Source organism: Youhaiella tibetensis (genome assembly GCF_008000755.1).
GTDB classification, from domain to species: Bacteria; Pseudomonadota; Alphaproteobacteria; order Rhizobiales; family Devosiaceae; genus Paradevosia; species Paradevosia tibetensis.
The window spans coordinates 3,469,473-3,485,732 of sequence record NZ_CP041690.1 but is presented as its reverse complement, the minus strand read 5'-3'; the positions used below and the strand labels follow the sequence as shown (position 1 = coordinate 3,485,732).

Here is a 16,260-nt window from a genome sequence, read left to right as displayed (position 1 = left end):
GGACAGGAGCCGTAATGGCGGAGACTTCCAAGACCAAGAAGACCAAGACCGGAGCACCGGCGGGGGAGAAGCAATCACTGGTCGAACAGGCCTACGAGCGGATCAAGGAGAAGGTGATCACGCTGCACTTCCTTCCCGGGCAATATCTCAACGAGGCGGCGATCTGCGCGCAGCTCGATCTCGGGCGCACGCCCGTGCATCAGGCGCTGCAGCGCCTGCATCTGGAGGGGCTGGTCGAGGTGTTGCCGCGCAAGGGCATCATCGTGCAGCCGGACAGCCTGGCAGAAATCCTCAAGATCCTGGATTCGCGCCTGACGGTGGAACCCGAACTGGCGCGTTCGGCAGCGCGGCGCGTCGCGGCCGGGGAGATCGACGAGGACGAACTGAGCAGGCTCAAGGCGATCGCCACGGCGACCGACGCCAATGTCGAGCCGCCCGACATCGCGGCCTTCACCAGCAATGACCGCTGGTTCCATCGCGAGATCGCCGCCCTGTCGGGCAACCCGATGATGGGCGACTTCTCGCGCATGCTGCACGAGCGCTCGACGCGGTTCTGGTATCTCAACCTCTGGCAAACCATCGACGTGGCGGCGACCAACAGGCAGCATGCCTATATCGCGGACGCGGTGGTGGCGGGCAAGGAGGAAGAGGCGGGGGCCTATATGCTCGCCCATATCCGGGCGCTGCGCGACAGGCTCGAAAAACTGCAAAGGTCGACGCCGACACCCGGCCGGTTCCCGGCGGAGTAGTTTTTCGCTTATCTTTCAAAGCTTTGACTGAATGTCGGTGACCTCCAATCGATAAAATTTGAAGCAAGTATGGGCTAGCCTGCGCGGCGGCGGGCATTGGCGCGAGGCTTGCTTGCGCCAGGCGCGACGCATTCGTGACGCGGGTTTCCACACCGGCGCCACTTAGCCCTTGGCTTTTCGCATCACGTGAAATATCATCTAAAGCGAAAGTTGATATTTAGGTGACTCGTGGCCAACGACGGACTTCCAGTGACGCCCCCGGGCATGCCCTCCCTCGAGGAAATTCTGATCCAGTCGAACGACATGCCCTGGCGGGCAAAGTCGCTCAAGGGCGTGCATGAGAAGATGTTGTGGCGCGACGAGGCGACCGGCGCTTCGGTGGCGCTGATCAAGTTCGAGAAGGGCGCCAGCATTCCGACGCCGCACCTGCATGCGTCCAACCAGATGATGTTCTGCCTTTCGGGCCATTACGAATACACCAAGACCGGCGTAACGCTCAAAGCCGGCTCGTTCTACTGCAACCCCAAGGGCAATGTGCACGGGCCGACCCTTGCGCATGAAGATACCGTCGTCGTCGAGATCTATGACGGCCCGCACTACCCGGTGCGCCCGGATTGGTACGACAATGACGAGGATGCCCGCTGATGACCGCCGCTCCCAACGAGGCGGTTTCGGCCGAGGCGCTGGCCAGGGCCGTCGCCGCGATCTTCGAAGGCTGCGGCGTCGAGGCCGATGCCGCTGCGATCGTTGCCGAGGACCTGGTGGCCGCCGATATCGAGGGCGTCGCCTCCCATGGCGTGATGCTGGTGCCGATGTATGTCGAGCGCCTCAAGGCCGGCTCGGTGGCCAAGGGCTCGCAGGGGCAGGTGGTTTCGGACAATGACGCGGCGGTCGTGATCGATGCCGGCGACGTCCTGGGCCAGCTGACGGCCCGCCAGGCCGTGGCCATCGCCATTGAGCGCGCAAAGAAGTTCGGCATGGCAACCGTCGCGGTGCGGAATGCCTTTCATTTCGGCACCGCCGGGCGCTATGCGCGCATGATGGCCGATGCAGGCGCCGTTGGCATCGTGATGTCCAATACGCGCCCGCTGATGCCGGCCACCGGCGGCGCGCAGCCGCTGACGGGGAACAATCCCCTGGCCATCGCCGTGCCGAGCGCCGGCGAATATCGGCCGGAAGTGGACATGGCGCTTTCCGCCGTGGCCATGGGCAAGATCCGCAATGCCGCCGCTGCGGGGCAGTCCATCCCCGAGGGCTGGGCTGCCGACAAGGACGGCGCGCCGACCACCGATCCGCAGAAGGCCATCGACGGCATGCTGCTGCCGGCCGCCGGCCCCAAGGGCTTCGGTCTCGCCTTCATGGTCGACCTGCTGACCGGCGGGCTTTCGGGAGGCAATATCGGGGCCGAGGTCAACGGCCTTTACGGCAACATGGCCACGCCCTATCGCTGCTCGAACCTCTTCATCGCCATCGACGTGGGGCACTTCGCGCCCGAGGGGCAGTTCGAGGGCCGGGCCAAGTCAGAACTCGATCGTGTTTCGGCTTCGCGCCGCGCGCCGGGTGTCGAACGCGTGTTCGCGCCGGGCGAGCTCGCCTATGCCGCCCGCACTGGCGCCAATGGTCGCGCCAAAGTTTCACCCGCCGCCTGGAAAAGCCTGGTCGAAACGGGTGCATCCCTGGGCGTCGACGTCCAGAGTTATTTCTGAAAGAGGAAAAAATGAAAGAGCAGATCACCAGCGACAAGCTCGCGAAGCCGAATGGTCACTTCTCGCAGGCGACCACCATCGAGGCGAAGGGCAAGCTGGTCTTCATCTCGGGTATGACGGCCCGCAAGGCCGATGGCACCATTGCCGGCATCGGCGATGTGGAAGCCCAGACCCGTCAGGTCTGCGAGAACCTCAAGGCGGCCGCAGAGGCTGCCGGCGGCGGGCTCGAGGACATCGTGCGCGTGGACGTCTATGTGCGCAACATCGAGCACTTCCCGATCATCCACAAGGTGCGCGCCGAGTACTTCAAGGCTCCGGTGCCGGCTTCGACCATGGTCGAGGTCGCCAAGATGGTCAGCCACGAATACCTCATCGAAATCAGCGCCATCGCTGTCCTTCCGAACGGCTAAATAGAAAATGCGTCTTGCTACCGTCAATGACTCGGGTGCGCCGCGTGTCGGCGTGATCGAAGGCGAACTGATCCGGCTGCTGCCGGCCCAGGAGGGTGACATGGTCACCCTCATCGGGCGGGGCAAGGCCGAAATCGAGCGGCTGGTCGAAGCCGCGCCGCTCGATACCATCCCCCTGGCCGACGCCAAGCTGATGGCGCCGATCCAGCGCTTCGGCCGCGATATCCTGTGCACCGGCTGGAACTATTGGGACCATTTCGAGGAAAGCCGCGGCAAGCGCGAGGGGCAGGACGTCGACAAGCCCAAGGCTCCGACGTTCTTCACCAAGGGCCCGAACACGGTGATCGGCCCCTGCGACGAGATCGGGCTGGACCCGCATATCTCGGCCAAGTGGGACTACGAGGCGGAAGTCGCCATCGTCATCGGCAAACGCTGCCGTTCGGTCTCCAAGGCCGAGGCGCTGGACTATGTGTTTGGCTACACGCTGGCCAACGACGTGTCGCAGCGCGACCTGCAGCGTCGCCATGGCGGGCAGTGGCTCAAGGGCAAGAGCATCGACAAGACGATGCCGCTCGGGCCATTCCTCGTCACCGGCGACGAACTGGACGTGCCCGAGATCACGCTGGAGCTGACGCTTAACGGGGAGACCATGCAGAGCGCCAAGCTCAAGCAGATGGCGTTCCCGATTGCCGAGCTCGTGGCCGAACTGTCGTTCGGGATGACGCTGGAGCCCGGCGATGTCATCATCACCGGCACGCCTTCGGGCATCGGCAATGCGCGCGAGCCGGCGATCTTTTTGAAGCCGGGCGACGAGATGGTGGTTTCGGCCACGGGCCTGGGGCAGTTGCGCAACCGCGTGGTCGAGGCCGATCTCCACGGCACGACCGACATTCCTTCGATGAGCGAGACCAAATGAAAGCAACGTTCGATGCCACTGGCGATGTGATCGTCATTACCGGCGGGGCCAACGGCATCGGACGCGCGCTGGCGCTGACGGCCTCCAGGGCCGGCGCGCAGGTCGTGGTCTGCGACATGAATGAAGACGCGATGGCGAGCCTTCGGGCAGAAGCGCCCGCCATTGCCACCCGCAAGCTCGACGTTTCGGACCGCGCGGCAGTTTCGGCGACGTTTGCCGGCATCGAAGCCGAGTTCGGCTCGATCGATGGGCTCGTCTGCGGCGCAGCCATCCAGCCGCGCACGCAGATCCACGAAATGGACCCTTCCGAATGGGAGAAGGTCATCGCGGTCAACCTCAATGGCGTGGTCTGGTGCTACCAGGCGGCCATCGGCGGCATGATCAAGCGGCGGCGCGGGTCGATCGTGGCGTTCTCTTCCGGTCTCGCCCATCAGGGCTGGGCCAAGGCCTCGGCCTATGCGGCGACCAAGGCGGGGCTGATCGCCTTCCTCAAGAGCGCCGGCAAGGAAGTGGCCGAGCACCGGGTCAAGGTCAACGTGATCTGGCCGGGCGTCATCGACACCCCGCAATACCGCAACGCCAATCCGGGCGCGGAAGGCGACAGCTGGAAGAACACGCTTGGCGTCGGTTCTCCCGAGGACGTGGTGGGGCCGCTGATGTTCCTGCTCTCGGACGCCGCGACGATGAGCGCGTCAGTCCTGAGCCGCGACATGGCCTACACCCGTGATGAAGAATAAAACTCTCTAGAGGAAAGCCATGAAGCCAGTTCTGGTTGTCGGGGCGGGTCCGGTGGGTCTGATGACCGCGCTGGCGCTCAAATTCTACGGCATCGAATTCCGCTCGTTCGAGGAAGACAATGCCTTCTCGTCCGACACCAAGGCCGGTACGATCCTGACGCGCACGGTGGAAGCCTTCCGCCGCTATGGCGTGGACAAGGCAGTGCTCTCCAAGGCCCTGCGCCTGGACGAGATCGGCGAGATCGAGCGCGCCACCAACAAGCGTCGCGCTTCGGTCATGACCGAGAACCTCTTTGACGAGACGCGGTTTCCGTTCGTCCTCAACATTCCCCAGCACCACCTGGAGCCGATCCTGGCCGAGGGGCTGGAAGACCTGCCGGAAGGCTGGGTCAACCTAAAGCACAAGCTGATCGACTTCACCCAGAACGAAGATGGCGTCGTCGCCCGCTTCGAGACGCCCGAGGGCATCGAGGAAGTCGAGGGCTCTTATCTTCTCGCCTGCGACGGCGGCCGCTCGACGGTGCGCACGCAGCTCGGGATCGAGGTCGAGGGCGTGTCGCTCGACGTGCGCTACATGCTGGTCGACATCAAGGTCGACCTCGACAAGGCCAATCCGCGCGACTACCCGTACCTGGCCTATTTCGCCGATCCGGCCGAGTGGATGATCCTGGTGCGCCAGCCGCATTGCTGGCGGTTCCTGTTCCCGCTGGCGCCGGGGGCCGAGGAGGCCACGCGCGAGGAGCTGGAGGCCAAGGTGCGCCACTTCGTGGGCGACGTGACCTCGCTCGAAGTGCTCAATACCGTCATCTATCGCGTCCATCACCGCATCGCTTCCAAGTGGCGCAACGACCGCGTGTTCCTGATGGGCGATGCCGCACACCTCATCACCCCGATGTGGGCGCTGGGACTCAATACCGGCGTGCTCGACGCCATCAACCTGCCGTGGCGCCTGGCATGGGTGCTGCGCGGCTGGGCCGATGACAGCCTGCTCAACGGCTACGAGCGCGAGCAGCAGCCGCTGGCCGCGCACGGCTCGGGCGAAATGGCGGAAGCGGCGCGCAAGCTCATGGGCGGAGAGACCGGCGAGGCCAAGGCCATGTCGGGCACCGACTGGGCCAACGCCATGACCCGCTCGCTGCTGGGCGTGAAGGTCGATGCCGAGGGCGCCGGGGACTGGTCGATCGTCAAGACCGAGCGCACGGCGCTGCGCGTCGGCGACCGCATCGCCGACATACCGGTGTTCGACGGGCAGGGCGGGCGGAAATATCTCCACGACCTGTGCGACGACAGCTTTGCGGCGCTCTATTTCACCGACGTGCGCCGTCGCCCCGATATTCCGGCCGACACGCTGCCGGGGCTCCGGAGCTACGTGGTTTCGCGCTGGGACGCGCCGCTGGATTCGGGGCTGCGCGACCGTGCGCTGCTCGATATCGGCAACAAGGTCCGCGACAAGCTGGGCCTGGGCGAAGACGTCGTGGTGCTGCTGCGCCCGGACGACCATGTGGCGGCGATCCTGCCCATGGCCAGCGCCGACATCGAAGGCCTCTACAAGACCATTATCGGGCGGAAGTGATGACCGAAGGTATTCTGCTGGACGTTCATGCGCATCTGATCCCCGTGGTGGAAGACCGGCTCGCGGCCATCGAGGGCGTGAGCTGGGATGGCGAGGCCATGATTATCGACGGGCACAAGGTGGGCATGAAGCCGATCTTCAAGCCCGAGGCGTTCGCCAAATGGATGGATGACAACCGGGTGGAGCATGCCTTCATCTCGGCGCCGCCTCCGCTCTATCGCCAGCACCTGCGGGGCGCTGAGGCACGGGCGTGGGCCGACTATGTGAACGAGGGCCTGCTCGAGATCGCCGAGCGCTATCCGGGTAAGATGAGCGTGCTCATCCATCTGCCGACCGAGGCTCCCGACGTGGCCGCCGCCATTGCCCGCGATTGCACGAGCGAGGGGCACACGCTCTTTGCCATGCCGGCCGGCACGGGGGACGAGCGCACGCTGGGCATGGCCGAGTTCGAGCCGCTCTGGGCCGCGCTCGACGCGGCGGGGGCCTTCGTCTTCTTCCATCCGGGGGAATGCGGGGACGGGCGGCTCAAGTCGTTCTACCTCACCAACCTCCTGGGCAATCCCTATGAAAGCGCGGTGGCGCTCGGTCACCTGATCTTTGCCGGCGTCCTCGAGCGCCATCCCAACATCGTGCCGTGCTTCGCCCATGGCGGGGGCCTGCTGCCGATGGTGGCGGGGCGGTTCGAGCGCGGATTCGACACGGCGCGGCCGGGGGTGGATGTCTCCAGGGCGGCGCCGTCCAAGGTCATCCCCGGCATCTATGTCGATTGCATCTGTCACAGCGAAGCCGCGGCTATCCATGCCGAGGCGACGTTCGGGGGCGGGCACGTGGTGTTCGGCTCGGACTGGCCCTTCCCCATGGGGCTGGTCGAGCCGCATACCCAGCTTGCCGACTACGCGCCGGAGCGCCGACAGAACTATTTCCAGACCAACCCGGCAGCGCTCAAGGCGCGCCTCAATTCCAAGGAGTGAGCATGTCCGAAACGGGAATGCCGGAAGGCACCAGGCTCGGTACGATCGGTGACGAAGTCGTCTTCGAGAACGAGACAATCCGCGTGTGGAAGCTGGAGCTGCAGCCGGGCGAGATCCAGGCCTGGCACCAGCACGACCTGCCCTACCTCGTCGTACCGCTGACAGATGGCGACAACGTCATGCGGTTCGCCGACGGGCGCGTGAAGCCGACGGCGGAAAAGCCGGGCGAAGCGCTCTGGCGCGAGCCGGGCATGCCGCACGAACTGGAGAATGTCGGGACGGCGCGCTACGCCAACATCCTGGTCGAGTTCAAGAGCGTGGTGAAACCCGCCTGAGGCGGGAACGCCGCGGAGGAGATGTGCCGTCCCCGAAAGGGGGCGGCATTTTTGTTTTGGGGGAGCGCCGGTCGGCTTCCCTCCCCCTTGTGGGGAGGGATTGAGGGTGGGGGAAGCAGCAAACATCGGGCATGGGGTTACCCCCACCCTTGTTCCCTCCCCACAGGGGGGAGGGAGACCTGCCGGCTTAACCTGGTTTGTGTCTCCGCCCCCTCCCAACCTCCCCCGCAAGGGGGGAGGTGCTCATCGGGGTTGGGGAATGCTTTGTTCACCAGCCACTGGATCGAAACACCTCCCCCCTTGCGGGGGAGGCAGGGAGGGGGGTGCCAAAGACGCTGCCCCCCAAACAAAAACGCCGCCCCGAAGGGCGGCGTTCATGTGACGGCTGGAAGCGCTTAGTTGGCTTCCGGCAGGATGCCCGGTTCGGGGAGGAAGCCCGGGACGTAGGTGTCTTCGGCCTTGAGCTTGTCGCCGTAGATCTCGACGTTGTTGTTCATGAAATCGAACGTGGCGGCCATCTTCTCGGGGAGGATGTGGCCGAAGCCGTTGGCCTTGACGTCGTCGTTGATGGCGATCTTTTCGAGGAGGTCGATTTCCTCGCGGACGATGCCGGGGTCGAGCGAGGGCACGGCCTTGACCATGATGTCGCGAGCCTCGTCGCGGTGGGCCATCGTGTACTGCCAGCCCTTCATGGCGGCGCGGACGAAGCCCTTGACGGCGTCGGGGTTGGACTCGAGGAAGGTTTTGTTCACGCCGATCGAGTTCGAGTAGATGTCGAGGCCGAGGTCAGGGGCGAAGAGGCACACCGGCTCCTTGTCGGGAGCGGCGCGCTTGATGGCGGGGCCGGACATCAGGAACTGGTCGACGCCTTCGATCTGGCCGGCGGCGAGCATGGGCACGCGGGCCGAAGCGTCGACGTTGACGATCTCGAGCTTGGAGGCGTCAAGGCCGTTCATGTTCATGATGGCGCGCCAGATCTGGGGCAGGAACGAGGCCGAGGACGAGCCGAACTTGAGCCCTTCGAGCTGGGAGGGCTGCGTCACATTGGCGCCGGGATTGAGCGAGTAGACGCAGTAAGGTGCCTCGACATAGGCGCCGGCCACGATCTTGACGTCGCCGCCGGCGGCGCCCGAAGCGACCAGGCTCGGCACGTCGATGAGACCGATCGGGGCCAGACCCGTCACCACGCCGCGAATGGCGTCAGCAGTGCCCTTGGACGGCAGGATTTCGACATCCAGGCCTTCCTCGGCGAAATAACCCTTGTCCAGCGCGACATACCAGGGCGCGTGGCGACCCAGGCTGATGAAGTCGAGCATGAAAGTAACTTTGGTGTTGTCGGCGAGGACCGGCGTGGCCGCCAGGCCGGAGAGTGCCGCAAGCACCCCTACGAATTTGCGCAGCATGTGTTTCTCCCTTTTTCCTCACGGGTGCGAGCCGGGTGGAAAGGTCTCTGAGGTCTTGTTGACCATAAGAACATCATAAGATATTTCAGGAGACATGCAAGCTGATCTGGCACACGAGTTCGCCCCTTTCGCGGGCAGTTTGCCGCGGTTCAGATCGAAAGGGGTATGATGGCCTTTGTTGAAATTTCAAACGTCCGGAAGGTCTTCAGCGGCGGCGGCCGCGAAGTCGTCGCTCTGGACGAAGCCAACCTTTCCTTCGGGGAAGGCGAGTTCGTGGCCCTGCTCGGGCCGAGCGGGTGCGGCAAGACGACCTTGCTCAAAATCGTCTCCGGACTGATCTCAAAGACCTCCGGTTCGGTCACGGTGGCGGGCCAGGAAGTGACCGGGCCCTATTCCGACTACGGGTTCGTCTTCCAGCAGCCGAGCCTGATGCCCTGGCGGACGGTGCGCGAAAACGTGCTCTTCCCCATGGAAATCCTCAAGCGCAAGGATGCCGCCGCTGCCAAGCGCGCCGACGAGCTGCTGGCGCTCACCGGGCTCTCCTCATTCGCCAATTCGCGCCCGCATGAACTGTCGGGCGGCATGCAGCAGCGCGTCTCGCTCTGCCGCGCCCTGATCCACAAGCCCAGGCTCCTGCTCATGGACGAGCCGTTCGGGGCGCTCGACGAATTCACCCGCCTCGAGATGAACGACCTCCTGCTCAAGGTGAAGGACGAGACCAAAGCCTCGGTGCTCTTCGTCACCCACTCGATTTCCGAGGCGATCTATCTTTCCGACAAGGTCGTGGTGTTCTCCCGCCGGCCGGCGCGGGTCCATCTCGAATTCAACGTGGCGCTGCCCGGACCGCGCAGCCAGGCCACCCGCTTCACCCCCGAATTCACGGAAGCCGAACGCCGCGCCAGCGAAGCGCTCGGGCTTCTGGGAGCGCACTGACCATGACCGACACTATTTCGCGCATCGCCTATCCGCTGGCCGGCGTCGTCATCCTCATCGCCATCTGGTCGGGTGCCGTGCACCTGCTCAAGGTGTCGCCGGCCGTGCTGCCGGCGCCCGAAGCCGTGCTCATGGCTTTCGTGCAATGGTTCCCGCTTCTGCTCAAGGAAGGCTGGGTGACGCTCCAGGAAACCGTGCTGGGCTTCCTCCTGGCATTGGTCGTGGGCATTCCGCTTGCGGTTGCCATCGCCAATTCGCGCGCGCTCAACCTCATGTTCTACCCGCTGCTGGTCGCCCTGCAGTCGGTGCCCAAGGTGGCGCTGGCGCCGATCGTGCTGGTGTGGCTGGGCACGGGGCTGGAATCCAAGCTGGCCATCGTGTGGCTGGTGGCGTTCTTCCCCATCATCATCGATACGGCGGCGGGCCTGCGCTCGACCCCGCGCGAGCTGATCGAGCTGGCGCGGAGCCTGAAGGCCTCGCACTGGCAGGTGTTCTACAAGGTGCAGTTCCCGGCGGCGCTGCCGTTCGTGCTGACCGGCGCCAAGGTCGCGATCACGCTCGCCGTCATCGGCGCGGTGATCGGGGAATTCATGGGCTCATCGAGCGGGCTGGGGTATCTGCTGCTCTCGGCGACGTCCCAGCTCAACACGCCCCTGGCCTTCGCCGCCCTCTTCGCCCTCTCGTTCCTGGGCCTGGGCGTTTATGCGGTCATCGAAGTGATCGAGCTGATGCTCTCGCGCTGGCTACCACCCAAGCCCGCCGGCCATTAGGAGCACTGGGGGAGCGAGCGTGCTCGCTCCCTCTCTCAAGACCAGCGCGCAGGAGGCTCAGTCTCGGGGCGCCTGGTGCTGATGAACGGTTTGAGGAAAGCGTATCGGCGCACCAACCGTTCGCGCAGGAAGCGGTAGAAATACTCGTTTCGCATTATGTGGCGATAGTTGCGCTTGAAGGCCGTACGCGAAAAAAGATACCAGGGTTTGTTAGTCCCCGTGTAGTGGATCAAATGCGGATCCAGGGCCTCATGAGGCCACGAAGGATTTTGCAGGTTCCACATCGGGCTAAGTTGCTTCCAGTTGTTTCTGAAAGCGATGTTCAGCATGTCCTGATCGTAATAGAGCCCCTGGAACTCGGCTTCAGTGACTTTGCGCAGAACGGTCGGCACGACATCCGTCGCGGCGAATGCATCCCGGTCGATCACCATCAGTCCAGCATTGAAGTAATAGTCTGTCGTGTCGAAGTACGACTTGGGCAGGAAATCCCGCCCTGTTTGAAATCCAGTACGATACGGATCTACGGCGGCCGCAATAGGATGACCTTCCAGATCCATGTACGCCAGCTGCTCAATGGGTTCCCGGACCATCATATCGCAGTCCAGGTATATGAGCCTCTTTGCCTCTTGGTCGATGATCTTGTCGAGGAAAAGTCGAATATAGACGATAGCGTGCAGATGTTTGTACTTAACAGTTGGAAGCTGCGCTATTCGATCCAGAATGTCTTGATTTTTTAGAAGATCGTAGAAAACGATCTTTGAGCCAAATTCATCGGTAATGTACTCGAGATCTTTGCGGTGGTCGTCCGAGAGGCCAAAATGAAGCAGGTGAAAGACGATGCTTGCGCGTCGCTGACTAACGATGGCGATGGATCGCATCGTTGCATAGGCTGGTGCCCAATATTTGTCGTCAAAAGTGAGAGCGACGTGAATGGCGTCGTTGCGCGTCGTGTCCTGGGGCATGGAATTCTCTGAGCCGGAAGTCCCGCGAACCATTACGGGCAAGCGGGACGATTGCCAACCCTTGGGCGGCAGGCGGCGCTATTCCATGCCGTCGCGTAGTTCCTTCTCGTTCTGGCGAGCGCGCAGGTGCTGCTCCATGGCCCGGAACCAATATTCCTTCTCCCGGCCGGCCGGGCGACCGTCCTGTTCCCATAGAAAGTATGCGGTGTCGCGCACCGCCTGCTCGAATGCGGCGTCATGCCAGACGGATTCGTCACTGTCCTTGTCGTTTGCCATCGTCGTCTCCACGTCGCGCGAACAACCAAAGTGCCGGGCCTCTGGTTCCAGGAACCATCACCGACAGCTGGCGGTTGTCTAGGAAGGCGGCGCGCGTCAACCGGCCGCGGCGGAGAAGAGGAACAGGACAATTTTGCCGGTTTCCTGTCCTGGCCAACGAATAGGCAGACGAGCCTCTGACCCGCCCGCGCCGCGCTTTGCGACCATTGCCCATTCGAGGAGGAGCGCAATGACGATCACCCATCGCATCAGGTTCAACATTCTGGCCAAGGACGTCGAGGAGAGCGTGCGCTTCTACCAGCGCATCGCCGGCATGATCGAGGTCGAAACCCATACATGGCTACGGGTGCTGACCCTGCCCGGCGATACGCATTTCGAGCTCGGGCTCATCGACGAAGTGAGCGAGTTCGTGCCGCGTGCCGCCCGGGGCATCGCCGAAGGCGCCTATCTGACACTGCTGGTCGACAACGTTTCGGCGGCCGTGCAGGCAGCCTTTGACGAAGGCGTCGAGATCGTCGAGGAACCGCGGGGCGATGCCTATCTCGCCCACGCGGTCATCCGCGATCCCAATGGCGTGGTCATCGAACTGGCAACGCCCGCCGCCGTCAACCAGCGGCCCCCGGTCGAAACGATCGCCTAAAGGCCCAGGAAGGTCAGCATCACGAAGGTGGCGAAAAGCACGAAGTGCGTCATGCCTTCGATGGCGTTGGTCTCCCCGTCGGAGAGATTGATGGCGGCCACGATGAGTGTCACCAGCACCATGGTGGTCTGGACCGGGGTCATGGCCATGACGAAAGGCTGGCCGGAAAAGAGCGCGATGGCTTCCATGACCGGCACGGTGAGGATGACGGTGGAGAGGGACGCGCCCAGTGCGATGTTGATCACGGCCTGCATGCGGTTGGCGAGAGCGGCGCGCAGGGCCGTGAGGATTTCAGGGGCTGCCGAGATGGAGGCGACGACGACGGCGGCCAGGGCCGGCGGAGCGCCCGAACCCTCGAGCCCCCGGTTGAAGAAGCCCGACATCACCTCGGCGAGGAGGCCGATCAGGACGACGCCGCCGATCAGCAGTGCGACCGAAGGCGCGGTCGGACTGTCGCCATGCTCGCTCTCGCCGCCACGCGACTTGGGGTAGCTGTAGCTGAAGAAATAGGAATGCACCCCCACCTGCTGGCGCAGGAAGAGGACGTAGAGGGCGCCCATCGCGAAGATGGTGAAGATGGAATAATAGTGCCACTTCTCGTCCGGGATGAACTCGGGGACGATCATGGAAATGGCCATGGCGGTGAGGATCATCACCACATAGGTGCGCCCGGAATCGTCGTTGTAGGGCTGTTCGCCGAAACGCGCCCCGCCGATGAGGGCGGCAAGGCCGAGGATGCCGTTCATATCGAGCATCACGGCCGAATAGATGGTGTCGCGCACCAGCGTGGGCGAAGCGACGTTGAGCATGAGGATGCCCAGGACCAGCACCTCGACGGCCACGGCCGAGAGCGTCAGGATCATAGTGCCGTAGGGGTCGCCGACCTTGGCGGCGAGGACCTCGGCATGGTGGGCGACGCGCACCGAGGCCATCACGATGGTGACGATGAGCACGGCGGCGACGAGCAGCGAGACGAAATGACCGGCTTCAAGAAGCTGGTGCTCGAAGGTGAATGCCACCAGTCCGACGACGGCAGCGGCAAGGGAAGGCCATTCCTGGCGTAGATCGGTCAGCGAAAACGCCTTGGCCATGTCGACTCCGGTTCAGGTGAGAATCATGCGATGGCGCGAGACTATCGGCAATGCGTCATTGTGGGCCAGGTTTGCCCTGATAGCCGAATTCGTCGAGCATGGCCTGCATGGAACCATCGGAAATGAGCGAGGCGATCGCATCGTCGATCTGGGAGCGCAGGAAAGTGTCGCGGCTGGAGACGAGGGCGCCCACCAGCACGAAGGACTGGGCGACCGGGGAGGTGTCGATGACGCGCAGCCCGGCCTTGGCCGGGTCGCCGCCAACGGCGCGGCTCAGCGAGGGCCCCCAGAGGATTATGCCGCCCAGCGTGCCATCCTTGAGGCGTTTGACCATCAGCTTGGCGTCCGCGTAGGGCAGGCGCTTCCAGCGATCGGCCTCGGGCAATTGCTGGTTGTAGGTGATGAAGGCGTATTCCCCGATGCTGCCCAGCGCCGTGCCAAGCTTCCTGGTCTTGGGGATGTCGGCGAGGCTGTTGTAGCTCGGGTCGGTCACGGCCAGCACGAAGGGCACCTGGGCGTAGGCCCGCGTGGGCGAGGCCCATTCGGGGTAGGGGAAGTTGGGCTGGAGCGAGATGCCGAGCAGCACGTCGCATTCGTTGGCCATCACGATCTGGAGTTCGTCGAGATAGCCCTGGGCGTCGAGCCCGAAGCCGGACGGGGCGCGGGTGAACTTGGCCTTGAGGAGGAGCGCGGAGGCAATGGCTTCCCCCACGCGGTGATCGAAGGGCGCGCCCACGCTCTGTTCGTCAAGGCAGAAGGTGATCTGGTCACCCTGCATGCGCCGGGTGTTGTGCTGCAGTTCCTGAGGCAGGCCGCCGCCCTGCGCGAGGGCGCCGGTGACCGTGCCGAGGGTCATGAGTGCGGCGAGGAACAGGGATTTGAACATGGGGCGCCTTCCGGTCGGATCAGACTGAAGCGGGGGGCATCGCCCCCCGCTTCCAATCGGCATGAGCCAGGGCTCAGTTGCTCGCGGTCTTGGCGTTGTCCGAACGCAGCTTGAACACGAACAGTGAGTTGCCCGAACCGCTCGGCACCGGGATTTCCGGGAACATCGAGGCCGAGCTGCCGGCCTGGGCGGAGAAGCCCGTCGGCACGGCGAGATATTGTTCGCCGTCGATCTCGTAGGTCATCGGATAGCCGCCGATCGGGGCGTTGAGACGGGTCTTCCAGAGGACGTCTCCGGTTTCCTCGTCCATGGCCATCAGGAAGCGGCCGGCGTCGCCGCCGAAGACGAGCCCGCCACCGGTCGCCAGAAGCGAGGAGGTGAAGGTCGGGCGCTGGTTGAGACGCCACTTCTGGGAGCCGTCGGCCACGTTGATGGCCTCCACCACGCCGCCATCGGTGATGTTGGGCGGCAGCACGCGCGGCCCGAACTTGGTGGCGCCCACCGCGTTACCTGCGGTGAACTCGGTCACGGTCGGGGTCACGGTGTTGCAGGCTTCAGCGAGCGGCACGTAATAGGTCTGGGTGCGCGGGCTGTAGGCCCCGGCCATCCAGAGCTTGCCACCCGAGACGGACGTGCACACGAACACTTCCTGGTTGACCGCCGTGGGGACGAGGTCGCTGTTGAGGGTGACCTTGCCTTCGGCGTCGATGCTCTTGACCACGTTCTGGTAGACCGTTTCGCGCGACCAGAGATACTTGCCAGTATCGCGATCGAGCGCGAAGGCGATGCCGTCCTTGCCGGGGACCGTGACCAGAAGGTGCTTGGCGGCGTCGCCCTCGCCTTCATCGACCAGGATGCGCTCGAAGGGGCTGTCCAGGTCCCAGTTGTCGGCCGGCAGGTGCGAGAAGTTCCACTTGCGCTCGCCGGTATCGGCATCGAGGGCCACGGTGTTGTTGGTGTAGAGCACCGCACCCTCGCCCGAGCCGCGGATCAGCTGGGAATAGGGGCCGGGCATGCCGATACCCCAGAAGGTGGTGTTGGTGCGCGGATCATAGGAGCCGGTGGTCCAGGGCGTGCCGCCCCAGCGGTTTTCCGGCGGCACGTCGCCCCAGGAGGCTTCCTGCTCGGGGTTCTTGGGGTCATCGATCGTGTTGAAGCGCCAGAGTTCCTTGCCGGTCTTGGCGTCATGGGCGGCGATGAAGCAGCCGCCGGCGGTGCCGGCGATCGAGCAGCCCGAAATGGCCGAGATGACCTTGTCATTCACGATCAGCGGCCCGACGGTATAGCTATAGCCCTTGCTGGTATCGAAAGCCTGGGTCTCCCAGTCGACCTTGCCGGTCGCCGCGTCGAGGGCGACGAGCTTGGCGTCGGCGGTCGCCACGATCACCTTGTCGTCGTAAAGGGCGATGGAGTTCTTCTGGCGCCGCGCCTGGTTGAGCTGATAGCCCCAGGAGGAGGGAAGCTGGGGCAGGACGTGGCGGTATTCCCAGATGAGGTCGCCGGTCTTGGCGTCGAGCGCCTGGATGATGTTCTGGTTGGTGGAGAGGAACATCATGCCGTCATGGACAAGGGGAGCCGATTCCTGCTGACCGTCGGCCGCCATCGGCCAGGCCCAGGCAAGTTCGAGGTTCTTGACCGTATCCTTGTTGATCAGGTCGAGCGGGCTATAGCCCTGGTTGTCGACGGTGCGTCGCCAACTGATCCACTCCTCGGGGGGTGGGTTGAGGATCATGTCGTTGGTGACGGGCTTGTAGGAGCGTGCTGCGGGGGCGGCTGGCGTAGCGGCGTCCTGCGCATAGGCAGGCAGGCTCATCGCGGACAGTGCGGTGAACGCCAATAAGGTGGTTAGACGCAGTGTCATCAGGGATCTCCCGGTATGATTTAGCCACGGCGGTCCGAAAC

The 16,260-nt window shown here is 64.1% G+C and carries 18 protein-coding genes; 12 read left to right on the top strand and 6 right to left on the bottom strand.

Features of this window, described 5'->3' with window-relative positions; all coding sequences use genetic code 11:
* Positions 1-14 precede the first annotated feature (14 nt).
* From FNA67_RS17100 to FNA67_RS17060, 9 genes are all read left to right on the top strand, one after another.
* Positions 15-749: a GntR family transcriptional regulator gene (locus FNA67_RS17100; protein WP_049706290.1), complete on the top strand. Its 735-nt coding sequence runs from the start codon at positions 15-17 to the stop codon at positions 747-749.
* 228 nt (positions 750-977) lie between these two features.
* Positions 978-1,394, top strand: a complete 417-nt coding sequence (locus FNA67_RS17095; protein WP_244616376.1) for a cupin domain-containing protein — start codon at positions 978-980, stop codon at positions 1,392-1,394.
* A complete protein-coding gene (locus FNA67_RS17090) occupies positions 1,394-2,455 on the top strand; it encodes an Ldh family oxidoreductase (protein WP_147657166.1) in 1,062 nt (353 codons plus the stop codon). Before FNA67_RS17095 ends, FNA67_RS17090 begins: the two co-directional genes overlap by 1 nt.
* Positions 2,456-2,466: 11 nt before the next feature.
* On the top strand, positions 2,467-2,865 hold the full coding sequence (locus FNA67_RS17085; RefSeq protein ID WP_035034526.1) for a RidA family protein: 399 nt from the start codon (positions 2,467-2,469) through the stop codon (positions 2,863-2,865).
* A 7-nt stretch (positions 2,866-2,872) separates the two neighbouring features.
* Entirely contained in the window at positions 2,873-3,781 is a 909-nt protein-coding gene (locus FNA67_RS17080; protein WP_147657164.1) for a fumarylacetoacetate hydrolase family protein, read from the top strand.
* Entirely contained in the window at positions 3,778-4,518 is a 741-nt protein-coding gene (locus tag FNA67_RS17075) for an SDR family NAD(P)-dependent oxidoreductase (protein ID WP_147657162.1), read from the top strand. Before FNA67_RS17080 ends, FNA67_RS17075 begins: the two co-directional genes overlap by 4 nt.
* 19 nt (positions 4,519-4,537) lie before the next feature.
* The gene (locus FNA67_RS17070) at positions 4,538-6,091 is read left to right on the top strand and encodes an FAD-dependent monooxygenase (protein ID WP_147657160.1); all 1,554 of its coding nucleotides are present in this window, start codon (positions 4,538-4,540) and stop codon (positions 6,089-6,091) included.
* Positions 6,091-7,062: an amidohydrolase family protein gene (locus FNA67_RS17065; RefSeq protein WP_147657158.1), complete on the top strand. Its 972-nt coding sequence runs from the start codon at positions 6,091-6,093 to the stop codon at positions 7,060-7,062. Before FNA67_RS17070 ends, FNA67_RS17065 begins: the two co-directional genes overlap by 1 nt.
* A gap of 2 nt (positions 7,063-7,064) precedes the next feature.
* Positions 7,065-7,397 carry a cupin domain-containing protein gene (locus tag FNA67_RS17060; RefSeq protein ID WP_147657156.1) on the top strand — a complete coding sequence of 111 codons (333 nt, stop codon included), beginning with the start codon at positions 7,065-7,067 and terminating at the stop codon, positions 7,395-7,397.
* A 395-nt stretch (positions 7,398-7,792) separates the two neighbouring features.
* Here the strand turns inward: FNA67_RS17060 and FNA67_RS17055 are convergent, their stop codons facing one another.
* A complete protein-coding gene (locus FNA67_RS17055) occupies positions 7,793-8,800 on the bottom strand; it encodes an ABC transporter substrate-binding protein (RefSeq protein ID WP_049706283.1) in 1,008 nt (335 codons plus the stop codon).
* A 168-nt stretch (positions 8,801-8,968) separates the two neighbouring features.
* On the opposite strand from FNA67_RS17055, the gene FNA67_RS17050 reads away from it, so the two are divergent.
* Both FNA67_RS17050 and FNA67_RS17045 read left to right on the top strand, forming a co-directional pair.
* Positions 8,969-9,733 (top strand): ABC transporter ATP-binding protein, encoded by a 765-nt coding sequence (locus FNA67_RS17050; RefSeq protein ID WP_147657154.1) that lies wholly within the window; start codon positions 8,969-8,971, stop codon positions 9,731-9,733.
* Positions 9,734-9,735: 2 nt separating this feature from the next.
* A complete protein-coding gene (locus tag FNA67_RS17045; protein ID WP_049706281.1) occupies positions 9,736-10,503 on the top strand; it encodes an ABC transporter permease in 768 nt (255 codons plus the stop codon).
* Between the two features lie 35 nt (positions 10,504-10,538).
* Here FNA67_RS17045 and FNA67_RS17040 read toward each other — a convergent pair whose 3' ends face one another.
* Positions 10,539-11,465, bottom strand: coding sequence for a glycosyltransferase family 8 protein (locus tag FNA67_RS17040; RefSeq protein WP_170267349.1), 927 nt, complete (start codon positions 11,463-11,465; stop codon positions 10,539-10,541).
* A 78-nt stretch (positions 11,466-11,543) separates the two neighbouring features.
* Positions 11,544-11,741, bottom strand: a complete 198-nt coding sequence (locus FNA67_RS17035) for a DUF2934 domain-containing protein (protein ID WP_049706279.1) — start codon at positions 11,739-11,741, stop codon at positions 11,544-11,546.
* 229 nt (positions 11,742-11,970) lie between these two features.
* Here FNA67_RS17035 and FNA67_RS17030 point away from each other — a divergent pair, with 229 nt between their 5' ends.
* Positions 11,971-12,381 carry a VOC family protein gene (locus FNA67_RS17030; protein ID WP_147657150.1) on the top strand — a complete coding sequence of 137 codons (411 nt, stop codon included), beginning with the start codon at positions 11,971-11,973 and terminating at the stop codon, positions 12,379-12,381.
* Here the strand turns inward: FNA67_RS17030 and FNA67_RS17025 are convergent.
* From FNA67_RS17025 to FNA67_RS17015, 3 genes are all read right to left on the bottom strand, one after another.
* Positions 12,378-13,472, bottom strand: a complete 1,095-nt coding sequence (locus FNA67_RS17025) for a calcium:cation antiporter (protein ID WP_147657148.1) — start codon at positions 13,470-13,472, stop codon at positions 12,378-12,380. The genes FNA67_RS17030 and FNA67_RS17025 overlap by 4 nt on opposite strands.
* Positions 13,473-13,527: 55 nt before the next feature.
* A complete protein-coding gene (locus FNA67_RS17020) occupies positions 13,528-14,358 on the bottom strand; it encodes a substrate-binding periplasmic protein (protein WP_049706276.1) in 831 nt (276 codons plus the stop codon).
* A 73-nt stretch (positions 14,359-14,431) separates the two neighbouring features.
* Complete coding sequence (locus FNA67_RS17015) at positions 14,432-16,219, bottom strand: pyrroloquinoline quinone-dependent dehydrogenase (RefSeq protein ID WP_244616375.1); 1,788 nt, start codon at positions 16,217-16,219, stop codon at positions 14,432-14,434.
* Between the last annotated feature and the right edge of the window lie 41 nt (positions 16,220-16,260).